General features: G+C 72.9%; 13 protein-coding genes. 5 read left to right on the top strand and 8 right to left on the bottom strand.

What is annotated here, in order from left to right; translation table 11 throughout:
* Window position 1: 1 nt before the first annotated feature.
* From Vau01_RS23355 to Vau01_RS23335, 5 genes are all read right to left on the bottom strand, one after another.
* Window positions 2-886 carry a hypothetical protein gene (locus Vau01_RS23355; RefSeq protein ID WP_203996310.1) on the bottom strand — a complete coding sequence of 295 codons (885 nt, stop codon included), beginning with the start codon at window positions 884-886 and terminating at the stop codon, window positions 2-4.
* A gap of 29 nt (window positions 887-915) precedes the next feature.
* Complete coding sequence (locus Vau01_RS23350) at window positions 916-1,185, bottom strand: acyl carrier protein (protein ID WP_203996309.1); 270 nt, start codon at window positions 1,183-1,185, stop codon at window positions 916-918.
* 193 nt (window positions 1,186-1,378) lie between these two features.
* Window positions 1,379-3,184 (bottom strand): ABC transporter ATP-binding protein, encoded by a 1,806-nt coding sequence (locus Vau01_RS23345; RefSeq protein ID WP_203996308.1) that lies wholly within the window; start codon window positions 3,182-3,184, stop codon window positions 1,379-1,381.
* The gene (locus Vau01_RS23340; RefSeq protein ID WP_203996307.1) at window positions 3,181-3,750 is read right to left on the bottom strand and encodes a TlpA family protein disulfide reductase; all 570 of its coding nucleotides are present in this window, start codon (window positions 3,748-3,750) and stop codon (window positions 3,181-3,183) included. The genes Vau01_RS23345 and Vau01_RS23340 overlap by 4 nt, the downstream gene beginning before the upstream one ends.
* A 4-nt stretch (window positions 3,751-3,754) precedes the next feature.
* Complete coding sequence (locus Vau01_RS23335) at window positions 3,755-3,949, bottom strand: hypothetical protein (protein WP_203996306.1); 195 nt, start codon at window positions 3,947-3,949, stop codon at window positions 3,755-3,757.
* Between the two features lie 121 nt (window positions 3,950-4,070).
* Between Vau01_RS23335 and Vau01_RS23330 the strand changes: the two genes are divergently transcribed.
* On the top strand, window positions 4,071-6,527 hold the full coding sequence (locus Vau01_RS23330; RefSeq protein WP_203996305.1) for a helix-turn-helix domain-containing protein: 2,457 nt from the start codon (window positions 4,071-4,073) through the stop codon (window positions 6,525-6,527).
* A gap of 9 nt (window positions 6,528-6,536) precedes the next feature.
* Window positions 6,537-7,205 (top strand): TetR/AcrR family transcriptional regulator, encoded by a 669-nt coding sequence (locus Vau01_RS23325; protein ID WP_203996303.1) that lies wholly within the window; start codon window positions 6,537-6,539, stop codon window positions 7,203-7,205.
* 3 nt (window positions 7,206-7,208) lie between these two features.
* Here the strand turns inward: Vau01_RS23325 and Vau01_RS23320 are convergent, their stop codons facing one another.
* The 3 genes from Vau01_RS23320 to Vau01_RS23310 all read right to left on the bottom strand — a co-directional run bounded on the left by Vau01_RS23320 (window position 7,209) and on the right by Vau01_RS23310 (window position 10,346).
* Window positions 7,209-8,048, bottom strand: a complete 840-nt coding sequence (locus tag Vau01_RS23320; RefSeq protein WP_203996301.1) for an SDR family oxidoreductase — start codon at window positions 8,046-8,048, stop codon at window positions 7,209-7,211.
* A complete protein-coding gene (locus Vau01_RS23315) occupies window positions 8,048-9,388 on the bottom strand; it encodes a cytochrome P450 (RefSeq protein WP_203996299.1) in 1,341 nt (446 codons plus the stop codon). The genes Vau01_RS23320 and Vau01_RS23315 overlap by 1 nt, the downstream gene beginning before the upstream one ends.
* A gap of 118 nt (window positions 9,389-9,506) precedes the next feature.
* Window positions 9,507-10,346: a CPBP family intramembrane glutamic endopeptidase gene (locus Vau01_RS23310; RefSeq protein ID WP_203996297.1), complete on the bottom strand. Its 840-nt coding sequence runs from the start codon at window positions 10,344-10,346 to the stop codon at window positions 9,507-9,509.
* A 183-nt stretch (window positions 10,347-10,529) separates the two neighbouring features.
* Between Vau01_RS23310 and Vau01_RS65695 the strand changes: the two genes are divergently transcribed.
* From Vau01_RS65695 to Vau01_RS23295, 3 genes are all read left to right on the top strand, one after another.
* Window positions 10,530-12,395 (top strand): helix-turn-helix transcriptional regulator, encoded by a 1,866-nt coding sequence (locus tag Vau01_RS65695; RefSeq protein ID WP_203996295.1) that lies wholly within the window; start codon window positions 10,530-10,532, stop codon window positions 12,393-12,395.
* A gap of 97 nt (window positions 12,396-12,492) precedes the next feature.
* Complete coding sequence (locus tag Vau01_RS23300) at window positions 12,493-15,900, top strand: glycosyl hydrolase family 95 catalytic domain-containing protein (RefSeq protein ID WP_203996293.1); 3,408 nt, start codon at window positions 12,493-12,495, stop codon at window positions 15,898-15,900.
* Window positions 15,901-16,080: 180 nt separating this feature from the next.
* Complete coding sequence (locus Vau01_RS23295; RefSeq protein WP_203996292.1) at window positions 16,081-16,560, top strand: excalibur calcium-binding domain-containing protein; 480 nt, start codon at window positions 16,081-16,083, stop codon at window positions 16,558-16,560.
* Window positions 16,561-16,563 lie beyond the last annotated feature (3 nt).

Below are 16,563 nucleotides of genomic sequence, written 5' to 3'. Positions count from 1 at the left end.
GCTACCTCGCGGACGCCTTGGCGACCGCCGCGAGCCAGGCCGCCGCCGCGCGCTGCGCGCCGCTCGCGTTGAGGTGGCCCGGATCGGCGGCGTATTCGTCGACGAGTGCGAAGTACGGGCGACCGTCGTGACGCCCCGAGACCCGCGAGCCGTCCGGGCCGGTGGACTCCACGGCGGCCACGTCGAACAGGTTGCCGCCCCGGTACTCCGTGCGGATCAGCTCGTTCAGCCGCTCGCGCGTGGCGTTGGCGGCCGAGCCGTAGCCGTCGTCGCTCTTCAACCACAGCTTGAGCCGGCCCACCCGGCCCGGCTGCGTCGTCAGCGGCACCGTGGCCTTCACGAACGTGACGTCCGGAAAGTCCTTCTCCAGCGCGGAGATGGTGTCGCGATAGGCCGCGAACAATGCGTCGACGTCGGTGTCCGGGGTGATGTCGACGTAGCAGAGCTTCATCACGGCGACGTCGACGTGCCGGCCCATCCCGCCGCGGAGCACGGCGGCGAAGTCCTGGATCTTCCCGATCGGCTTGGTGTTCTCGCCGATCGGCGAGTGCGCGACGAAGCCGCCCACCGCATCGGGACCGGCGCGCCGCTGCTCGATCGGTGGCGCCTGGACGCCGTGGGCCGCGAAGACCGCCGGCACGCCGTCGAGAATGTTGTTTCCGACCGACTGGTGTCCGAAGTAGACCCTCGTGCGCGCCACCTTGTGCAGGTCGGCCGCGGACACGTCGGACACGCCGACGCCGCCGGTCACCTCGTCCGCGGCGACGGCGCCCGCATCACCGTCGAGCAGCACCAGACCTCCCACCACCACACCGGCCACCGCCACGACCGCACCGACGACGACCAGCCGGCCGGTGCGCCACCAGCGTCGGGTGCGGAAGTCCATGGCCGGCATTCTCGAAACGGCGGAGCGGCCTACTGACCCGATCCGTTGCCGGCCTTCTTGCCCAGCACGAACTTGGTCAGACTGGAAATACTGCCGAGGTTCTCCGGCACGGTCTCCATCTCGGTGACCTCGATGCCGAAGTGCGATTCGAGGAACTCGACCAGCTCGAGGACACCGGTCGAGTCGATGATGCCGTCCTCCACAAGGGAGTCCTCGTCGCGGGGGGCCCTCGACAGGTCACCGAATAGATAGTTGTCGACGACGAAGTCGAACAGTTCCGTGCGTACCTGAGTTTCCACGTATACCGCTCCATTGCCTGTTGTCTGCGAAGCGCCAGCGGAGCATACATTCGTGTCGGCGCACCGGAACAAGCAACTTCGGCTGTCAGTTTGTGGACGATCGGCCGTAAAACCTCGGCCTTGACGGCCTCCGCGCGGCCCGCTCGGCCCAGGCCGACCACAGCGGACGCACCGGCCCCGACGACAAGCCCTGTCACGTGAGCACCTCCCGGTATCCGGCCGCCTGCAGGTCGAACAGGTGCGCGTAGGTGCCGCCGTCGGCCATCAGGCCGTCATGGCTGCCGCGCTCGGCGACGCGGCCGTCCCGGATGACGACGATGACGTCGGCTTCGCGCACCACACCGAGCCGGTGCGAGATGAGCAGCGACGTGCGGCCCCGGCGCAGGGCCCGCAGCCGCCGGTGCACCTCGTGCTCCGCCTCGGCGTCGAGGGCGGAGCTGGGTTCGTCGAGGATGAGAAGGTCGGGCCGGTCGCGGACGACGCCGCGCGCGATGGCGACGCGCTGCCACTGGCCGCCGGACAGCGTCACCCCGGACAGCGCCCTCTCAGACAGGGCGTCGAACCCGGCGTCGGGCAGCAGGATCCTCGTGAGCGGTGTGTCGTAGCCGGCGGCAAGCCCGGCGAGGGTCGCGTCGACGCCCGCCGCCCGCGCCGCCTCCTCGACGCGCCCGCGGTCGGGGTCCGTCGGCACGTCGCCGATCGCGACGTTCTCGTGCGCGGTCAGGTCGTAGGCGACGGCGTCCTGGAACACGGCGCGTATCCGAGCCCGCAGGTCGGTCGGGTCGAGCTGACGGATGTCGACGCCGTCCCACAGCACCGCCCCGCGCACCGGGTCGTACAGCCGGCAGAGCAGCTTGACGAGCGTGCTCTTGCCGGCGCCGTTGAGGCCGACCACCGCCGTGGTGCGGCCGGCGGCGAGTGTCAGGTCGACACCGCGCAGCACCCACGGCTGGTCGTCGGCGTACCGGAACCACACGTCGCGCAGCTCGATGCCGGTCCGCAGCAGCGGCGCCGGCGCCGGGTCCGGCCGCACCGGCAGGTCGGACCCGGCGTCGACGACCGCGGTCCAGTGCCCGAACAGCAGCAGCCCCTGGTGCGCGGTCACCAGGTCGGTGACCAGCCCGCCGAGGGCCGTCTGCACCGCGGCGACGGCGGCGACCACGAGCGCGACGTCGCCGACGGTCAGCGCACCGGTCGCGGTCCCCCGAACCGCGAACAGCAGCAGACCGCCGGCGACCAACGCGCCGGCCACCGCCAGCAGACCCTGCACGACCAGCTCGCGCCGGTCGACCCGGCGGTTCTCCGTGTCGATGGCGCGCAACTCGGCCAGCATCCGCCCGAACAGGAACCCGCCGGCGCCGAACAACCGCACCTCCTTCGCGGTGTCGACGTCGACGAGGAGGTTGGAATAGAACATCTCGCGGCGCTGCGCCCGGCCGACGCGGGCCACCATCGCCGCGCGGCGCCGGCTCAGCGCCAGTTCGGCATGGACCGAGGGGACGGCGCTGAGCAGCACCGCCACCGCGATCCACGGCCCGAGCAGGAGCAGCGTGCCGGCGAACCCGGCGATCATGAGCGCGCCGCGCACCACACCGAGCCCGGAGTCGACGACCGTGACCGGCGCACCGGTTCCGGACGTGCGGGCGACCTGCAGATGGTCGAGGAACTCCGGATCCTCGAACGGGCGCAGGCCGACGAAGCGGTTGACAACCGCGTACAGCTCGCCGGTCGCCGCGAGCCGGGTGCGCCGGCCGGTCCCGGTGCGCAGGTACCGGATGGCGTGCGGCACCAGCGCGGTGACGACACCGGCGACCGCGAGCAGCGCCGTCGCGGTCCACGGGACGTGTCCGGCGACGACCCGGTCGATGACGGCCTTCATCAGCCAGGCGGTGGCCAGCGGCCCGCCCGCGCCGGCGATCGACACCAGCAGATACCCGGTCACGTGCCCGGGCGCGGCCCGCGCGGCGAGCCCGAGCGCGCGCCCGGCCCGCGTGGTCAACCGGCCGCGGACGCGACGGCGGTGTCGCGCTCGAGGACCGGGGCGAGGTCGTGGTCGGTGACCTCGATCGCGCCGTCCCGGACGAGCAGGAACGACGGGTATCCGGTGACGCCGAACGCCTTCTGCACCGGACCCAGTTCCGGTTCCACGACGACCGTGGCCACGGCGTCGAGGTCCCTGACGTAGCCGTCGTCCCCGCCCCCGCCGGCGACGACGGCGAGCACGGTGTCGCGCCCGCCGGGCCGGCCGGCGGCGTGCCGGACGAACCCGGGCAGCCGCTCCCCGCACGGCGTGCAGGACGGGGAGAAGAACCCGATCAGCGGCCGCTCGCCGAACGAGGCGAGGGCGACGGTACGCCCGTCGACGGTGGCCGCCTCGAACGGCGCGACGGTCGCACCGACCGGGAGGCTGGTCCCGCCGCCCATCGGATCCAACGGCGCGCGGCTACGCAGGTCGGCGAGCTCGGTGGTCTGCTCCCGCAACCGGCGCACCACACCGATGGTGAGCAGCAGGTTGACGGCGGTCAGCAGCCCGAACAGGGCGACGGACACGACCAGGTAGGGCATCGGTTCAGCACTCGTACTTGTTCTTCGGCACGCACGGTCCGCAGGTGTAGTTGCCGCCGCTGTAGCAGCAGTTGCGGTACACGCCCCAGATGCCGGAGCAGTAGCACCACACCCAACTGCAGGAGCGGGCCTGCGCCGTCGCCTTCGGCACGACCAGGCCGAGCAGGCGGTCGGACAACGCCATGATGGTTGCCGTCATGTGGATCCTCCCGTGACCGCCGGCCGCAGGCGCGGCCGGACGGCTCCATCGAAGGCCCTCGACCGGGGCGGCACCAGGACGTTGGAGGGGACGTTCAGGTGCGTCCGGTAGCGTCCCGATCGTGCCAGCGACATTCGCCGATCTGCTGCGTCGGTACCGGCTGGCGGGCCGGCTGACCCAGGAGGCGCTGGCCGACCGGGCCGGTGTCAGCGCCCGGTCGGTGCGGGAACTGGAGCACGGTCGCACGCCGCGTCCGAGCAGCGTGGAGCGGCTCGCGGCGGCGCTCGACCTCACCGGTGGCGTCCGCGACGAGTTCGTCCGGGCGGGCACCGCCCGGTACCGGCCCCGCCGCACCCCGGCGCCGCCCGCGGTGCCCGCCCCGCACCAGCTCCCCGCCGACCTGCCCGACTTCGTCGGGCGCACCGGGGAGCTGGCCGAGATCGAGGCGGCCCTGCGCGATGCCCGGGTGGTCGTGGTCTCCGGGCCGCCCGGCGTGGGGAAGACGGCCCTGGCCGTCCACGTCGGAAACCGGGTCGCCGACGCGTTCCCGGACGGCCAGCTCTTCGCCGTCCTCCGCGATCCGGCCGGTGACCCGGTCGACCCCGCCGACGTGCTCGCCGACCTGCTCCGCGACCTCGACGTCGACGGGTCGGCGCTGCCCGCCGGGCTCGACGCCCGCGCCACCCTCTTCCGCAGCCGGCTCGCCGGCCGCCGGATCCTGATCCTGCTCGACGACGCGGTCAGCCACACCCAGGTCGTCCCGATGCTGCCGGCGGGTGCCGCGGCCGCGGTCGTCACCAGCCGGCTGCCGTTGACCGGGCTGCCCGGCGTCGCCGCGGTCGACCTGGGCCCGCTGGCCGGGCCGGTGGCCGTCGACCTGCTGGGCCGGGTGGCCGGTGCCGCCCGGGTAGCGGCCGAACCGGCGGCCGCGGCGGCGCTCGTCGAGGTGTGCGGCGGGCTGCCGCTGGCGGTGCGGGTCGCCGGCGCGAAACTCGCCGCCCGTCCACAGTGGACGCTCGGCATCCTCAACGAACGCCTGGCCGACGAGCGCGGCCGCCTCGACGAGCTGCGGCACGGCGACCTCGCCGTCCGGACCGGGCTCCGGTTCGTGTGGCGCGGCCTGGGCGCGCCGGCCGGGCGGGCGTTCGCGCTGCTCGGCGCGCTGCCCGTGCGGTCGTTTCCGGAGTGGACCGTCGCGGCGCTGCTCGACTGCGCCCCGTCGGCCGGTACCGCCGCCCTGGAGGAGCTGGTCGACTCCCGGCTGGTCGACCCGACCGGCCCGGACCAGGCCGGCCAGCCCCGGTACCGGTTCCACGACGTCAGCCGCCTGTTCGCCCGCGAGTGCCGGGAGTCCACAGTGGACGGTCCACAGTGGACCACCGCGCTGGCCCGGGCGGCGGGCGGCTGGCTGACCCGGGCCAGGTCGGCCAGCGCCGCCCTGCACTGCGAGCACTTCCACCTGGACGACCACCACGAGCCCGCCGGCCCGGAGGTCCCGCGTCCCGTGGCGTGGTTCGAGGCCGAGCGCGAGGCGCTCGTCGCCCTCGTGCCGGCCTGCGTCGACGCCGGGCTGACCGACCACGCGCGGCGCCTGGCGGGGCGCGGTGCCGACTTCTTCGAGTTCTGCGCCTACTACGACGACTGGCGGCGCGTGTCCGAGGCGGCGCTGGCCGGCTGCCGGTCCGCCGGTGACCGGACCGGTACGGCGGCCATGCTGCGGTCGCTCGGCGCGGCGCTGGTCGAGCTCGGCGACCTCGACCGGGCGATGTCGACGCTGCGGCAGGCGAAGGACCTGGCGACCGAGGTGTCCGATCGTCGCGAGGGGGCGCTGGCCGGCAAGGACCTCGGGTTCGCGCTCGGGCTCGCCGGGCGGCTGCCCGACGCGGAGGCCGAACTCCGGGCGGCGGCCGACGGCCTCGCGGACGTCGGCCTTCCGGCCAACCGGGCGATCGCGTTGTCGAGCCTCGGCTTCGTGCGCCGGGAACGCGGCGACGTCGCGGCGGCGGTGCGGACCCTGCGGTCGGCGTCGACGGTCGCCCGCGGCTGCGGCGACCTGTTCGCGCAGGCGTACGTCGGGCGCGGGCTCGCCGGCGTGTTCCTGGCCGACGGGCGGCCGGGCGAGGCGGAGCGCACGGCGGCCCGGGCCGCGGCGCTGTTCGACCGGGTCGGCGACGCGATCGGCGCCGCGCAGAGCCGGCGGGTGCGGGGCGAGGCGCTCGCCCGCGAGCCGGCCCGGTCCGCCGAGGCGCGGCAGGTGTTCACGGACGTCATCGACGTGTTCCGCCGCCGCGGGTACGACTGGGGCCTCGCGTTGTGCGAACTGTGCCTCGGCGAGGTCGAGGTCCGTGAAGGCGTGCGCGAGGCTCCGGCGCGGCTGCACCGCGCGCTGCGGTACTGGACCCGGGAGAACGTGCCGGCGCTGCAGGCCCGCACCCTGGTCGCCCTGGCCGACGCGGCCGAGCGCGACGGCGCACCCGACGCGCGCCGGTTCCTGCGTCGCGCCCACCGGCTCTACGTCGAGCTGTCGATGCCCGCCGCCGACGCCGTGGCGGCCCGCCTCGCCGCCCTGAGCGGGTAGGTTTTCGCCATGGGTGGGAGCGCGGCGGGAGCATCGGCGGCGGCACCGGCGGCAAGCGGCCGGGCCGCGGGCGCGGCGGTCAGAACACGCCGAACGCAGGCCGAGCGCCGCGAGGTGACCCGCAAGGCTCTCCTGAGAGCGACCATCGACGTCCTGGCGGACTCGGGATACGCGCGGCTGACGACGGCCGACGTCTGCACCCGTGCGGGCGTCACCCGGGGGGCGCAGGCGCACTACTTCGCCACCAAGGCCGACCTGGTCATCGAGGCGCTGCTGCAGCTGACCGAGGAGATGGTCGACGAGCTGCTGAGCACCCGGATACCGACGGCCGCGAGCGTCCGGGCGCAGTATGCCGCGCTGCTGGACAGTCTCTGGGAGATCTTCAGCGGACGACAGGCCGACGCGCACCTGCAGCTCCTCGCCGCCGCCCACACCGACAGCGAGCTCCGCACCCACCTCGTCGCGTTCGACCGCCGGGTCTCCCGCACGCTGGCGGACGCCGCCGAGCGGGTGGCGCCCGACCTCGTCCGCCGCGAGGATTTCAAGCCGCTGGTGAACACCGCGGTGGCCACCATTCGTGGTCTCCGGCTGCTGCGCGCGGTGACGAGCGAGCGCCAGCTCCGGGCGAGATGGCCCGCGGCGCGCGACCAACTGCTGGCCTCGCAGCCCGCCGGGTGACCGTCAGCTCGGCGTCTCCTCCCGGGCCCCGCGACGCGCCCGGTCCTCGTAGGCCTTCCGGGACGTCGGGTCGGCGTCGAGCAGTGCCCGGTCGGCACCCATCGCGCGGGCGAGACCCTCGCGGACCCGCAGCGGAAGCACCGACATCGTCCTGGTGAGCCCCCGGGTCCAGGTCGGTACCCACAGTTCCGGGCGCGGTCTGCGGACGGCGTCGACGATCACCGCGGCGACCTGGTCGGGCGTCACCCGCTTGACGCCCTTGGCGGACGGGACGCCGGCGGACAGTTCGGTCTGCACGATCGTCGGCAGCACGACGGTGACGTCGACGCCGTGCGGTCGGAACTCGTGCCGCGTCGCCTCGCTGAACCCGACCACGGCGAACTTCGACGCCGAGTACGTCGCGCCACCGGCGACACCGGCCCGACCGACCGCCGAGGCGACGTTGACGATGTGCCCGCTCCCCCGCTCGACCATGGCCGGTACGACCGCCTTGGTTCCGTTGATGACCCCGTGCACGTTGACCTCGAACACCGCGTGCTGCACCGTGGCAGGCTCGTCGAGGACCGCACCCAACGGCATCACCCCGGCGTTGTTGACCAGGACGTCCACCGGTCCCAGGTCCGCGACCACGGCGAGGAACGCCCGCCAGGACTCCGGGTCGGTCACGTCCAGCCGGTCACCGACGACGCCCAGTTCTTCCGCGACCGAGTGAGCCAGGTCGCCGTCCAGGTCGCCGATGGCCACCCGGGCGCCCGCGCGGGCGAAGCGTTCGGCGGTCGCCCGGCCGATGCCGCGGGCGCCGCCGGTGACGACGACGGTGCGGGTGGAGATGTCTCGGCTCATCACGATGTCCTTGTCCTGACGGCGGGCAGCGCCCGCAGGTCGACCGGTAGTCCGTCGGTGGGGAAGGGCAACGACACGTTGCTCATGGGTGGGACGTAGCCGGCCGGTACCGACCAGCGGAACCGGGTGAGCAGCTGCGTCAGCAGGGTCCGCACCTCGATGTCGGAGAACGCCATCCCGAGGCACTTGTGCACGCCGCCGCCGAACGGTGCCCAGGCGAAGCGGTGCGAGCGGTCCTCCCGGCGGGCGGGTGAGAACCGCTCGGGGTCGAAGGTCTCCGGCCGGGTCCAGTACTCCGGCAGGTAGTGCGACAGCTGCAGGCAGACGGCCGTCTGCGTACCGGCGGGGATCGGGCGCCCGGCCACCTCGGTGTCCTTGACGGCCTGCCGCGCGACCACCGGCACCGGCGCGACGAGCCGCTGGCACTCCCTGATCACCATGTCGAGGTCGGGCAGCTCGTTCAGCTGCCGCACCGTCGGATCGGGCCCGAGCGCGAGGGCCTCCGCCCGCACGCGTTCCTGCCATTCGGGGTCGCGGCCGAGGTAGTACATCGCGGTCGACACGGTCGAGGTCGTCGTGTCGTGCGCCGCCATCAACAGGAAGATCATGTGGTTGACGACGTCCATGTCGCTGAACCGCGCCCCGTCCTCGTCCTCGACGCGGGTGAGCACCGAGAACACGTCGTTCCCGCCCGCGTCGCGGGCCGCCGGCAGCTGGTCGGTCAGGAAGCGTTCCAGGAGCGCGCGCCCCCGCGTCGCCCGGTACCACCTGTTGCCCGGAACCGCCCTGCGCACGATCGCACCGGCCGCCTGCACGCAGTCGATGAAGGCCCGGTTGACCCGGTCCAGCTCCGCCGGGTCGCCGATCCGGTGGCCGCCCATGAAGATCTGGGTGGCGAGGTTGAGCGTCAGCGTCTTCAGCGCCGGGTACGCCCGGAAGCCGGATGCGCCCTGCCAGGACTCCAGCTCCCGGGCGACGGCCGGGTGCAGCGCCGCGGTGTAGCCCTCGATCCGTTCCCGGGTGAAGGCCTGCAGCAGGATGCGCCGGTGCTGCATGTGCTCCGCGCCGTCGAGCAGCATCAGGCCCCGGTGGAAGAACGGCCCGACGAGCAGCGTCCACCCGTTGACGAAGGCCTTGTCACCGTTCTGCAGAACGGCACCGCAGGCGTCCGGGCCCAGCACGAACGCGGTCGTGGCGCCGGGCATCGGCACCGGCGCCACCGGGCCGTGGCGGGCGTACAACTGGCGCATCAACGTCAGCGGGTCGTGCATGTAGGCCAGCGTGCCGCCGATCACGGGCACCTTCGACTTCGCGCGGACCCATGTCGATGCCGAGGCCATCTGCGGCTCCAATGCTCGGACAGCTCCGTCCCGAGTATGAGCGACACCATGACGATGTCAATACTTACGTGCACGCGCGCATGTAAGTGGCCGGGAGTTCCACGCGCTTCGATCGTCCTCAAAGGACGTTCGCGCGGTCGGCGACCGCGGGGAACGTCGGGTCGCCGAGGGCGGCGGTCCGCCGGGTCGAGACCCACAGCGCCGCCGCGGCGACCGCGACGAGGGTCACGATGCCGGCCTCGCGGCCCACCGCCGCCACGGTGTCCGGGCTGTTCGTGGCGGTGCCGATGACGGCGATGGTGAGACCCATGTTGAACGCGGTGTGCAGGATCACGGCCGGGTAGACGCTTCCGCTGACCTCGCGGATCCAGCCGTACAACTGCCCCGCGCAGGTGAAGACGGCGAGGAAGATCGGGACGATGATCCAGCGGTTTCCCTCGGTGAGATACCCGCCGGTGGCGAAGAAGACCAGGGGAAGGTGCCAGATGCCGTGCAGCAGCCCGGTGAGCAGGTGCGGCAGGCGTCGTCCGGTCGAGGCCAGCAGCGGCCCGAAGTACCCGCGCCAGCCGATCTCCTCGAAGAACACGAACACCAGCATCACCGGCAGGTCGATGAGCGTCAGGACGGTGTCGGACCCCGAGGGAAGGTGCCACGTGGTGAGCCCGGTCAGTCGGAGGACCGCTTCCGAGACGAGCAGGATGGCCGCGGGCAGGCCGACGGCCGCGGGCCAGAACCTGATACCGAGCCGGCCAAGACCCAGCGGCGTCCAGCCGCTGCGGCGCCAGCCGTCGCGGGTGACCACGAGTTGCATGAGGAGGACGGACAGCATCGGGGTGAACATGGCGAGGACCGCGGCGGCTTCGCCGTTGGGCCAGGTGAGGGCGAGCACGACGCACATCGTGAGTGCCATCAGGTAGTACGTCACCGCTCGGGTGGTGGCTGACAGGGTGGTGAACACGTTCGGCTCCGGTTGTTCGGGGGCCCTTACCGTCCCGCGCCGCCCGCCCCGGGCGCCTCTGCCGGGAGACCCGACACCAGCGGCGGGCCTCTGTCCGCAGACAGAGGCGGTACTGGCCGCGAAGCGGAGGACCGCGGCCCCACCGGTCCGTACCATTCGCGGCATGAGCAGACCATTCGCGGCATGACCAGGCCCGATACCGGCGTGCTATCCCTGCCGGTCCGGCGCGCGCCCGAGTGGGTGGACGCCGTCCTGGCGGTGCTCGCGGCCGTGCTGGCCGTCGCGGTTCTGGTCAGCGCCGACGTCGCCGCGATCGACCCGGCCCTGCGGCCGGCGTCCCCGATCGCCGTCGTGCTGACCGCGGTGGGCGCCGCCGGCACCGGACTGCGGCGGCGTCGACCCCTGCTGGGACTGGCCATGGTGGCGGTGGCCGCGTTCGTCGTCTCGGGCGGCTCCTACTTCACCGGCGTGCTGCCGTACCTGACGATGCTGGCCCTCTACGCGGTCGCGGCCCACGGCACCCGTCGGGAGGCCGTCGTCGGCCTGCTCCTCGTCGTCGTCGCGTTCGTCGCGTTGCAGCGCGCGGGCGTCCCCGATCTCGCCGTGATCGACGTCGCCACGAGCGCGGCCATCTGCGTCGCGGTGGTCGCGATCGGGGACGCGGTACGGCAACGGCGCGCCCATCAGCGCGACCTCCTGGCCGCCGCCGGCGCGCGGGCCGAGGTCGCGTCCCGGCAGGCGGTCGTGGAGGAGCGGCTGCGGATCGCGCGGGACCTGCACGACGTGGTCGCGCACAGCATGTCGCTGATCGCGGTGCAGGCGGGCGTGGGCGCGCACCTGCTGCGCGGCGATCCGGACGCGGCCGCGCGGGCGCTCGAGGTCATCGCCGAGACCAGCCGCCGCGCGTTGGCGCAGACGCGGTCGGTGGTGGGTCTGCTGCGCGGCGGCGACGACGCGCAGTCCCCGGTGCCGGGCCTGGTGTCGCTGGAGACCCTGGTCCAGGGGGTTCGCGAGGCGGGGCTGAGCGTCGACGTGCGGGTCGACGGCACGGCGCACGAGTTGCCCGCCCTGGTCGACCTGGCCGCGTACCGGGTGGTGCAGGAGGACCCTCACCAACGCGGTGAGACACGCGCCCGACCGTCCGGTGACGGTGCGGATCAGCTACGCACCGACGGCCCTGCGGGTGGTGGTCGAGGCCACCGGCACCGGCGAACGGGCCGGGGTGACGCCGGCCGGGCCGGGCTTCGGGCTGCTGGGGCTGCAGGAGCGGGCCCGGGCCGTCGGGGGCAGCCTGACGGCCGGAGCCACCGCCGACGGCGGGTTCCGGGTCCGTGCCGACCTGCCCACCGGCGCGGACCCGCGATGATCCGGGTCGCGGTCGTCGACGACCAGGAACTGGTGCGGAGCGCGTTCGTGCTCCTGCTGCAGTCGCACCCCGGCCTGGAGGTCGTCGGACAGGCCGGCGACGGGCGGGCCGCGGTCGCGCTGGCCCGCTCCGCCCGGCCCGACGTGGTGCTGATGGACGTGCGGATGCCGGGCCTGGACGGGCTGGAGGCGACCCGACGGATCGTCGCGGACGAGCGCTGCCGCGGGACCCGCGTGCTGATGCTGACCACCTATGACGACGACGACCTCGTTCACGCGGCACTGCGTGCGGGCGCGAGCGGCTTCCTGCTCAAGGACGTCCGCCCGCAGCACCTGCTCGACGCGATCGAGGTCGTCGCCGGCGGCGAGGCACTGCTGGCACCCACCGTCACGCGGCGCCTGATCGAGCTGTTCGCCACGCTGCCGGCCCTGCGGCCGGTGCACGCGAGCGTCACCGACCGCGAGCGCGACCTGCTGCGGGCCGTGGCCCGCGGGCTCGCCAACCAGGAGATCGCCGAGGCGCTCAACCTGGGCTACGGCACCGTCAAGACGCATGTCAGCTCGCTGCTGTTGAAGCTGGGCTGTCGCGACCGGGCCCAGCTGGTGATGTACGCCTACGAAACCGGCCTGGCCGTCCCCGGCACACCGGGAGGCAGCGACCCATCGCCGGTGCGTGGATCATAGATCGGATGTATTAGGCGAGGAGGGTTGTTCGAGGGGCGTTTCGTCCGTATGGTCGACCGGAAGACATCGGATGCATGCCCGCCGAAGGAAGACGCTCATGCCCGACCTTCCCGCCGTCTCCTCTCCTCGGACCGCCCGGTGGCGGTGCTTTGCCGCCGCCGGGATCGCGGTCACACTCGTCACCGTGCCGCCCGTCGCCCTCTCCCCCGCCGCCTCGGCCGACCCCGCCCGGCCGGCCGGTCCCGCCGGGTCGCACGGCCACCGCGCCGACCCGCTCACGCTCTGGTACGACGAACCCGCCACCGACTGGGAGACCCAGGCCCTGCCGATCGGCAACGGCGCCATGGGCGGCATGGTCTTCGGCGGCGTCGCCACCGACACCGTGCAGTTCAACGAGAAGACCCTGTGGACCGGTGGCCCCGGGTCCGCCCAGGGCTACAACTTCGGAAACTGGACCACGCCGCGGCCGACCGCGATCGCCGACGTGCAGCGGGATCTCGACGAGCGGCTGCGGATCTCCCCCAACGAGATCGCGCAACGGCTGGGCCAGCCGAAGAGCGGGTTCGGGTCGTACAACACGTTCGGCGACCTCACGTTGCGGCTGCCGGCCGACCCCGGCCCGGTCGAGCAGTACCGGCGCAGCCTCGACATCGCCAACGGGGTGGCCCGGGTGTCCTATGTGGACGACGGGGTGCGCTACACCCGCGAGTACTTCGCCAGCAACCCCGACAACGTGCTCGTGGTGCGCGTCAGCGCCGACACGCGCGGCGCGGTGGCGTTCACCGCGGGCGTCACCGCGCCCGGCAACCGGTCGAAGACCACCACAGCGAGCCGGGGCCGGATCACGTTCGCCGGCGCGTTGAACGACAACGGGTTGAGGTACGAGAGCCAGCTCCAGGTGACGGCCGACGGCGGCACCCGGACCGACAACGCCGACGGCACGGTCAGCGTCAGCGGGGCCGACGCGGCGGTGCTGGTGCTCGGCGCCGGCACGAACTACGCCGACACGTATCCGACCTACCGCGGCGCCGACCCGCACCCGTCCGTCACCCGGAATGTCGACCGGGCCAGCCGACGGCACTACCGCGACCTGCTGGAGCGGCACCGGCGCGACCACACCGAACTGTTCGGACGCGTCGCGCTCGACATCGGCCAGGCGATGCCCGACCTCCCGACCGACGACCTGCTGCGCGCCTACACCGGTGGCACCTCGCCGGCCGACCGGGCGTTGGAGGCGCTGTACTTCCAGTACGGCCGGTACCTGCTGATCGCGTCGTCGCGCGGCGGCTCGTTGCCGGCGAACCTCCAGGGCGTGTGGAACAACGTCACCAACCCGCCGTGGGACGCCGACTACCACGTCAACATCAACCTGCAGATGAACTACTGGCCGGCGGAGACGACGAACCTGTCGGAGACCACCGCACCGCTGTTCGACTACGTCGACGCGATGGTGCCGCCCGGACGTGTGACAGCGCAACAGATCTACGGCAACCGCGGCTGGGTGGTCAACAACGAGACCAACCCGTACGGCTTCACCGGGCTGCACAACTACCCGCAGTCGTTCTGGTTCCCGGAGGCCGGCGCCTGGCTGGCGCAGCACTACTGGGAACACTACCGGTTCACAAAGGACGAGCGGTTCCTGCGCGACCGGGCCTACCCGCTGATGAAGGAACTGGCCCAGTTCTGGATCGACGAACTGGTGGTCGACCCGCGCGACGGCAAGCTCGTCGTCTCGCCGAGCTTCTCGCCGGAGAACGGCGAGTTCACCGCCGGCGCCTCGATGTCGCAACAGATCGTGTGGGGTCTGTTCACCAACCTGCTCGACGCCGGCACGATCCTCGGCGACGACGAGGCGTTCCGCGCCGAGGTGCGGGCCGCGCTCGACAGGCTCGATCCGGGCACCCGCATCGGGTCGTGGGGCCAGTTGCAGGAGTGGAAGGGCGACTGGGACAGCCCGACCGACCAGCACCGGCACGTCTCGCATCTGTTCGCCCTGCACCCCGGCAACCAGATCGCGCCGCTCACCGACCCCGAACTCGCGGAAGCGGCGAAGGTGTCGCTCACCGCGCGGGGCGACGGCGGAACCGGGTGGAGCAAGGCGTGGAAAATCAACTTCTGGTCGCGGCTGCTCGACGGCGACCACGCCCACAAGATGCTGAGCGAGCAGTTGCGGTTCAGCACCCTGGCCAACCTGTGGGACACCCACCCGCCGTTCCAGATCGACGGAAACTTCGGCGCCACCGCGGGCGTCGCCGAGATGCTTCTGCAGAGCCACACCGGCGAGGTGCAGGTGCTGCCGGCGCTGCCGGGCGCGTGGCCGAAAGGCTCGGTGACGGGCCTGAAGGCGCGCGGCGACCTGACCGTCGACGTCGCGTGGGCGAGCGGTGCGGCGCAACGGATCGCCGTGACCGCGGGGGAATCGGGACCGGTGACGCTGCGCAACCCGCTGTTCGCCGGCCGGTACACGCTGGTCGACGAGCGCACGGGCCGCGCGGTGCGCACCTCGGGTACCGGTGACACGGTGACGTTCGAGGCTGTGAAGGACCGGAAATACGTCGCCGTCGCTTTGACGTCGGTCGCGGTCGCCGCGCCGGCCGAACTCGAGGTCGGTGACACCGCGCCGGTCGCGGTCACCGTGTCGGCGGCGGGCGACGTGCCGGCCGGAACGGTGACGCTCGTCGCGCCCGACGGGTGGACGGTCGAGCCGGCGACCGTGCGGGTGCCGAAGCTGCGCAGGGGCCAGGCGAAGACGTACACGTTCACCACGACGGTGACCTCGGCGGCGCAACCCGGCACCGCCAAACTCACCGGCACCTGGACCGGGCCCGGCTGGACGTCGTCGGGCGCGGCAACGGTGCGGTCGCCCGTGCCGCCGCCGTGCCCGATCCCGAGCCCCGACACGCTGTTGGTGGCCTGGGATCCGACGTCCGGCGACGTGATACCCGACGCGTCGACCTACCGGCGCGACGCGACCGTGCAGGGCGGAGCCGGCTACGTGGCCGACGGTCCGACCGGCACCGCGCTCGCGTTGGACGGCAACAGGTTCCTGCGCACCGCACCGACCAGGCTCGGCTACCTGCCCCGGGCCACCTTCGCCGCCGAGGTGAAGGTGACGACCAGCGGCAGCTACCGCCGGCTGTTCGACTCGCAACCGAGCGGCGACCCGGGCACCGACGGCATCCTGATCGACCTCACGCCGTCGAACCAGGTACGCGTCATCGGTGCCGGACAGGGCGTCACGACGAACGCGGTGGTGCCCGTCGGGCACTACGTCGACGTGGTGGTCACCCTCGACGACGGCGACCTCACCGTCTACCTCGACGGCCAGGTGGCGGCGACCGCACAGGTCGGCCCGGCGGTGTTCGGATGCAACACCAGGGAACTGCGGTTCGCCGCCGACCAGGGCGGCGGCCAACGCCTCACCGGTGAGGTCGACCGCATGGCGATCTTCGCCCGGGCGCTGTCGGCAGCCGACGTGACCCGTTGGCAGAGCCTGGCGTTCTGACCTTGCCAGCCGCCAGTCGTACGGGATCGGCACCTCGGTGTCGCCGAACGCGATCTCCGCCGTCTCCGCCGCGCGGTGCAGATCGACGGACGGTCGACGAACCGGCGTCACCGTGAGGCCAGCATGGACCGGCTGAAGTGACGATTCGCAACAGTGATCAACTCACTACGGTCTGCCAACGTGACGTATCCCCCACCGAGTCCCCCACCGAGGCTCTACCCGCCGGGGCGCACCCCGCCGAACAAGTACCTCGCACTCTGGATCGCACTGCCGATCATGGCCGCGTTCCTGATCTGCGGCGCGATCGGCGCGGCGCTGGACAAGGACGACCAGGACGACGCCGAGCCCCAACCGGTCGCCAGCATCGCGACCACGACGGCCACCACGACAGCGCCGACGCCCGCCTCGACGCCGACCAGCACCGCGCCTGCCGCACCGACGGCCACGGCGACCAGCACCCCGCCGGCGCCGACCCGGACGACGACGACCACGAAGAAGCCACCCGCGGGCGGCGGCGGGACCACGACGCCGCCGACGAGCGTCTACTACAAGAACTGCACGGAGGTGAAGGCGGCGGGCGCCGCACCGCTGTACTCGTACGAACCCGGCTACCGGCCGGCGCTCGACAGCGACAAGGACGGTGTTGCCTGCGAGAGCTGACCG

Source organism: Virgisporangium aurantiacum (assembly GCF_016863635.1).
GTDB lineage: Bacteria > Actinomycetota > Actinomycetes > Mycobacteriales > Micromonosporaceae > Virgisporangium > Virgisporangium aurantiacum.
Note: the sequence above shows the minus strand (reverse complement) of the source record. Positions and strands in the feature narration are given on the sequence as shown.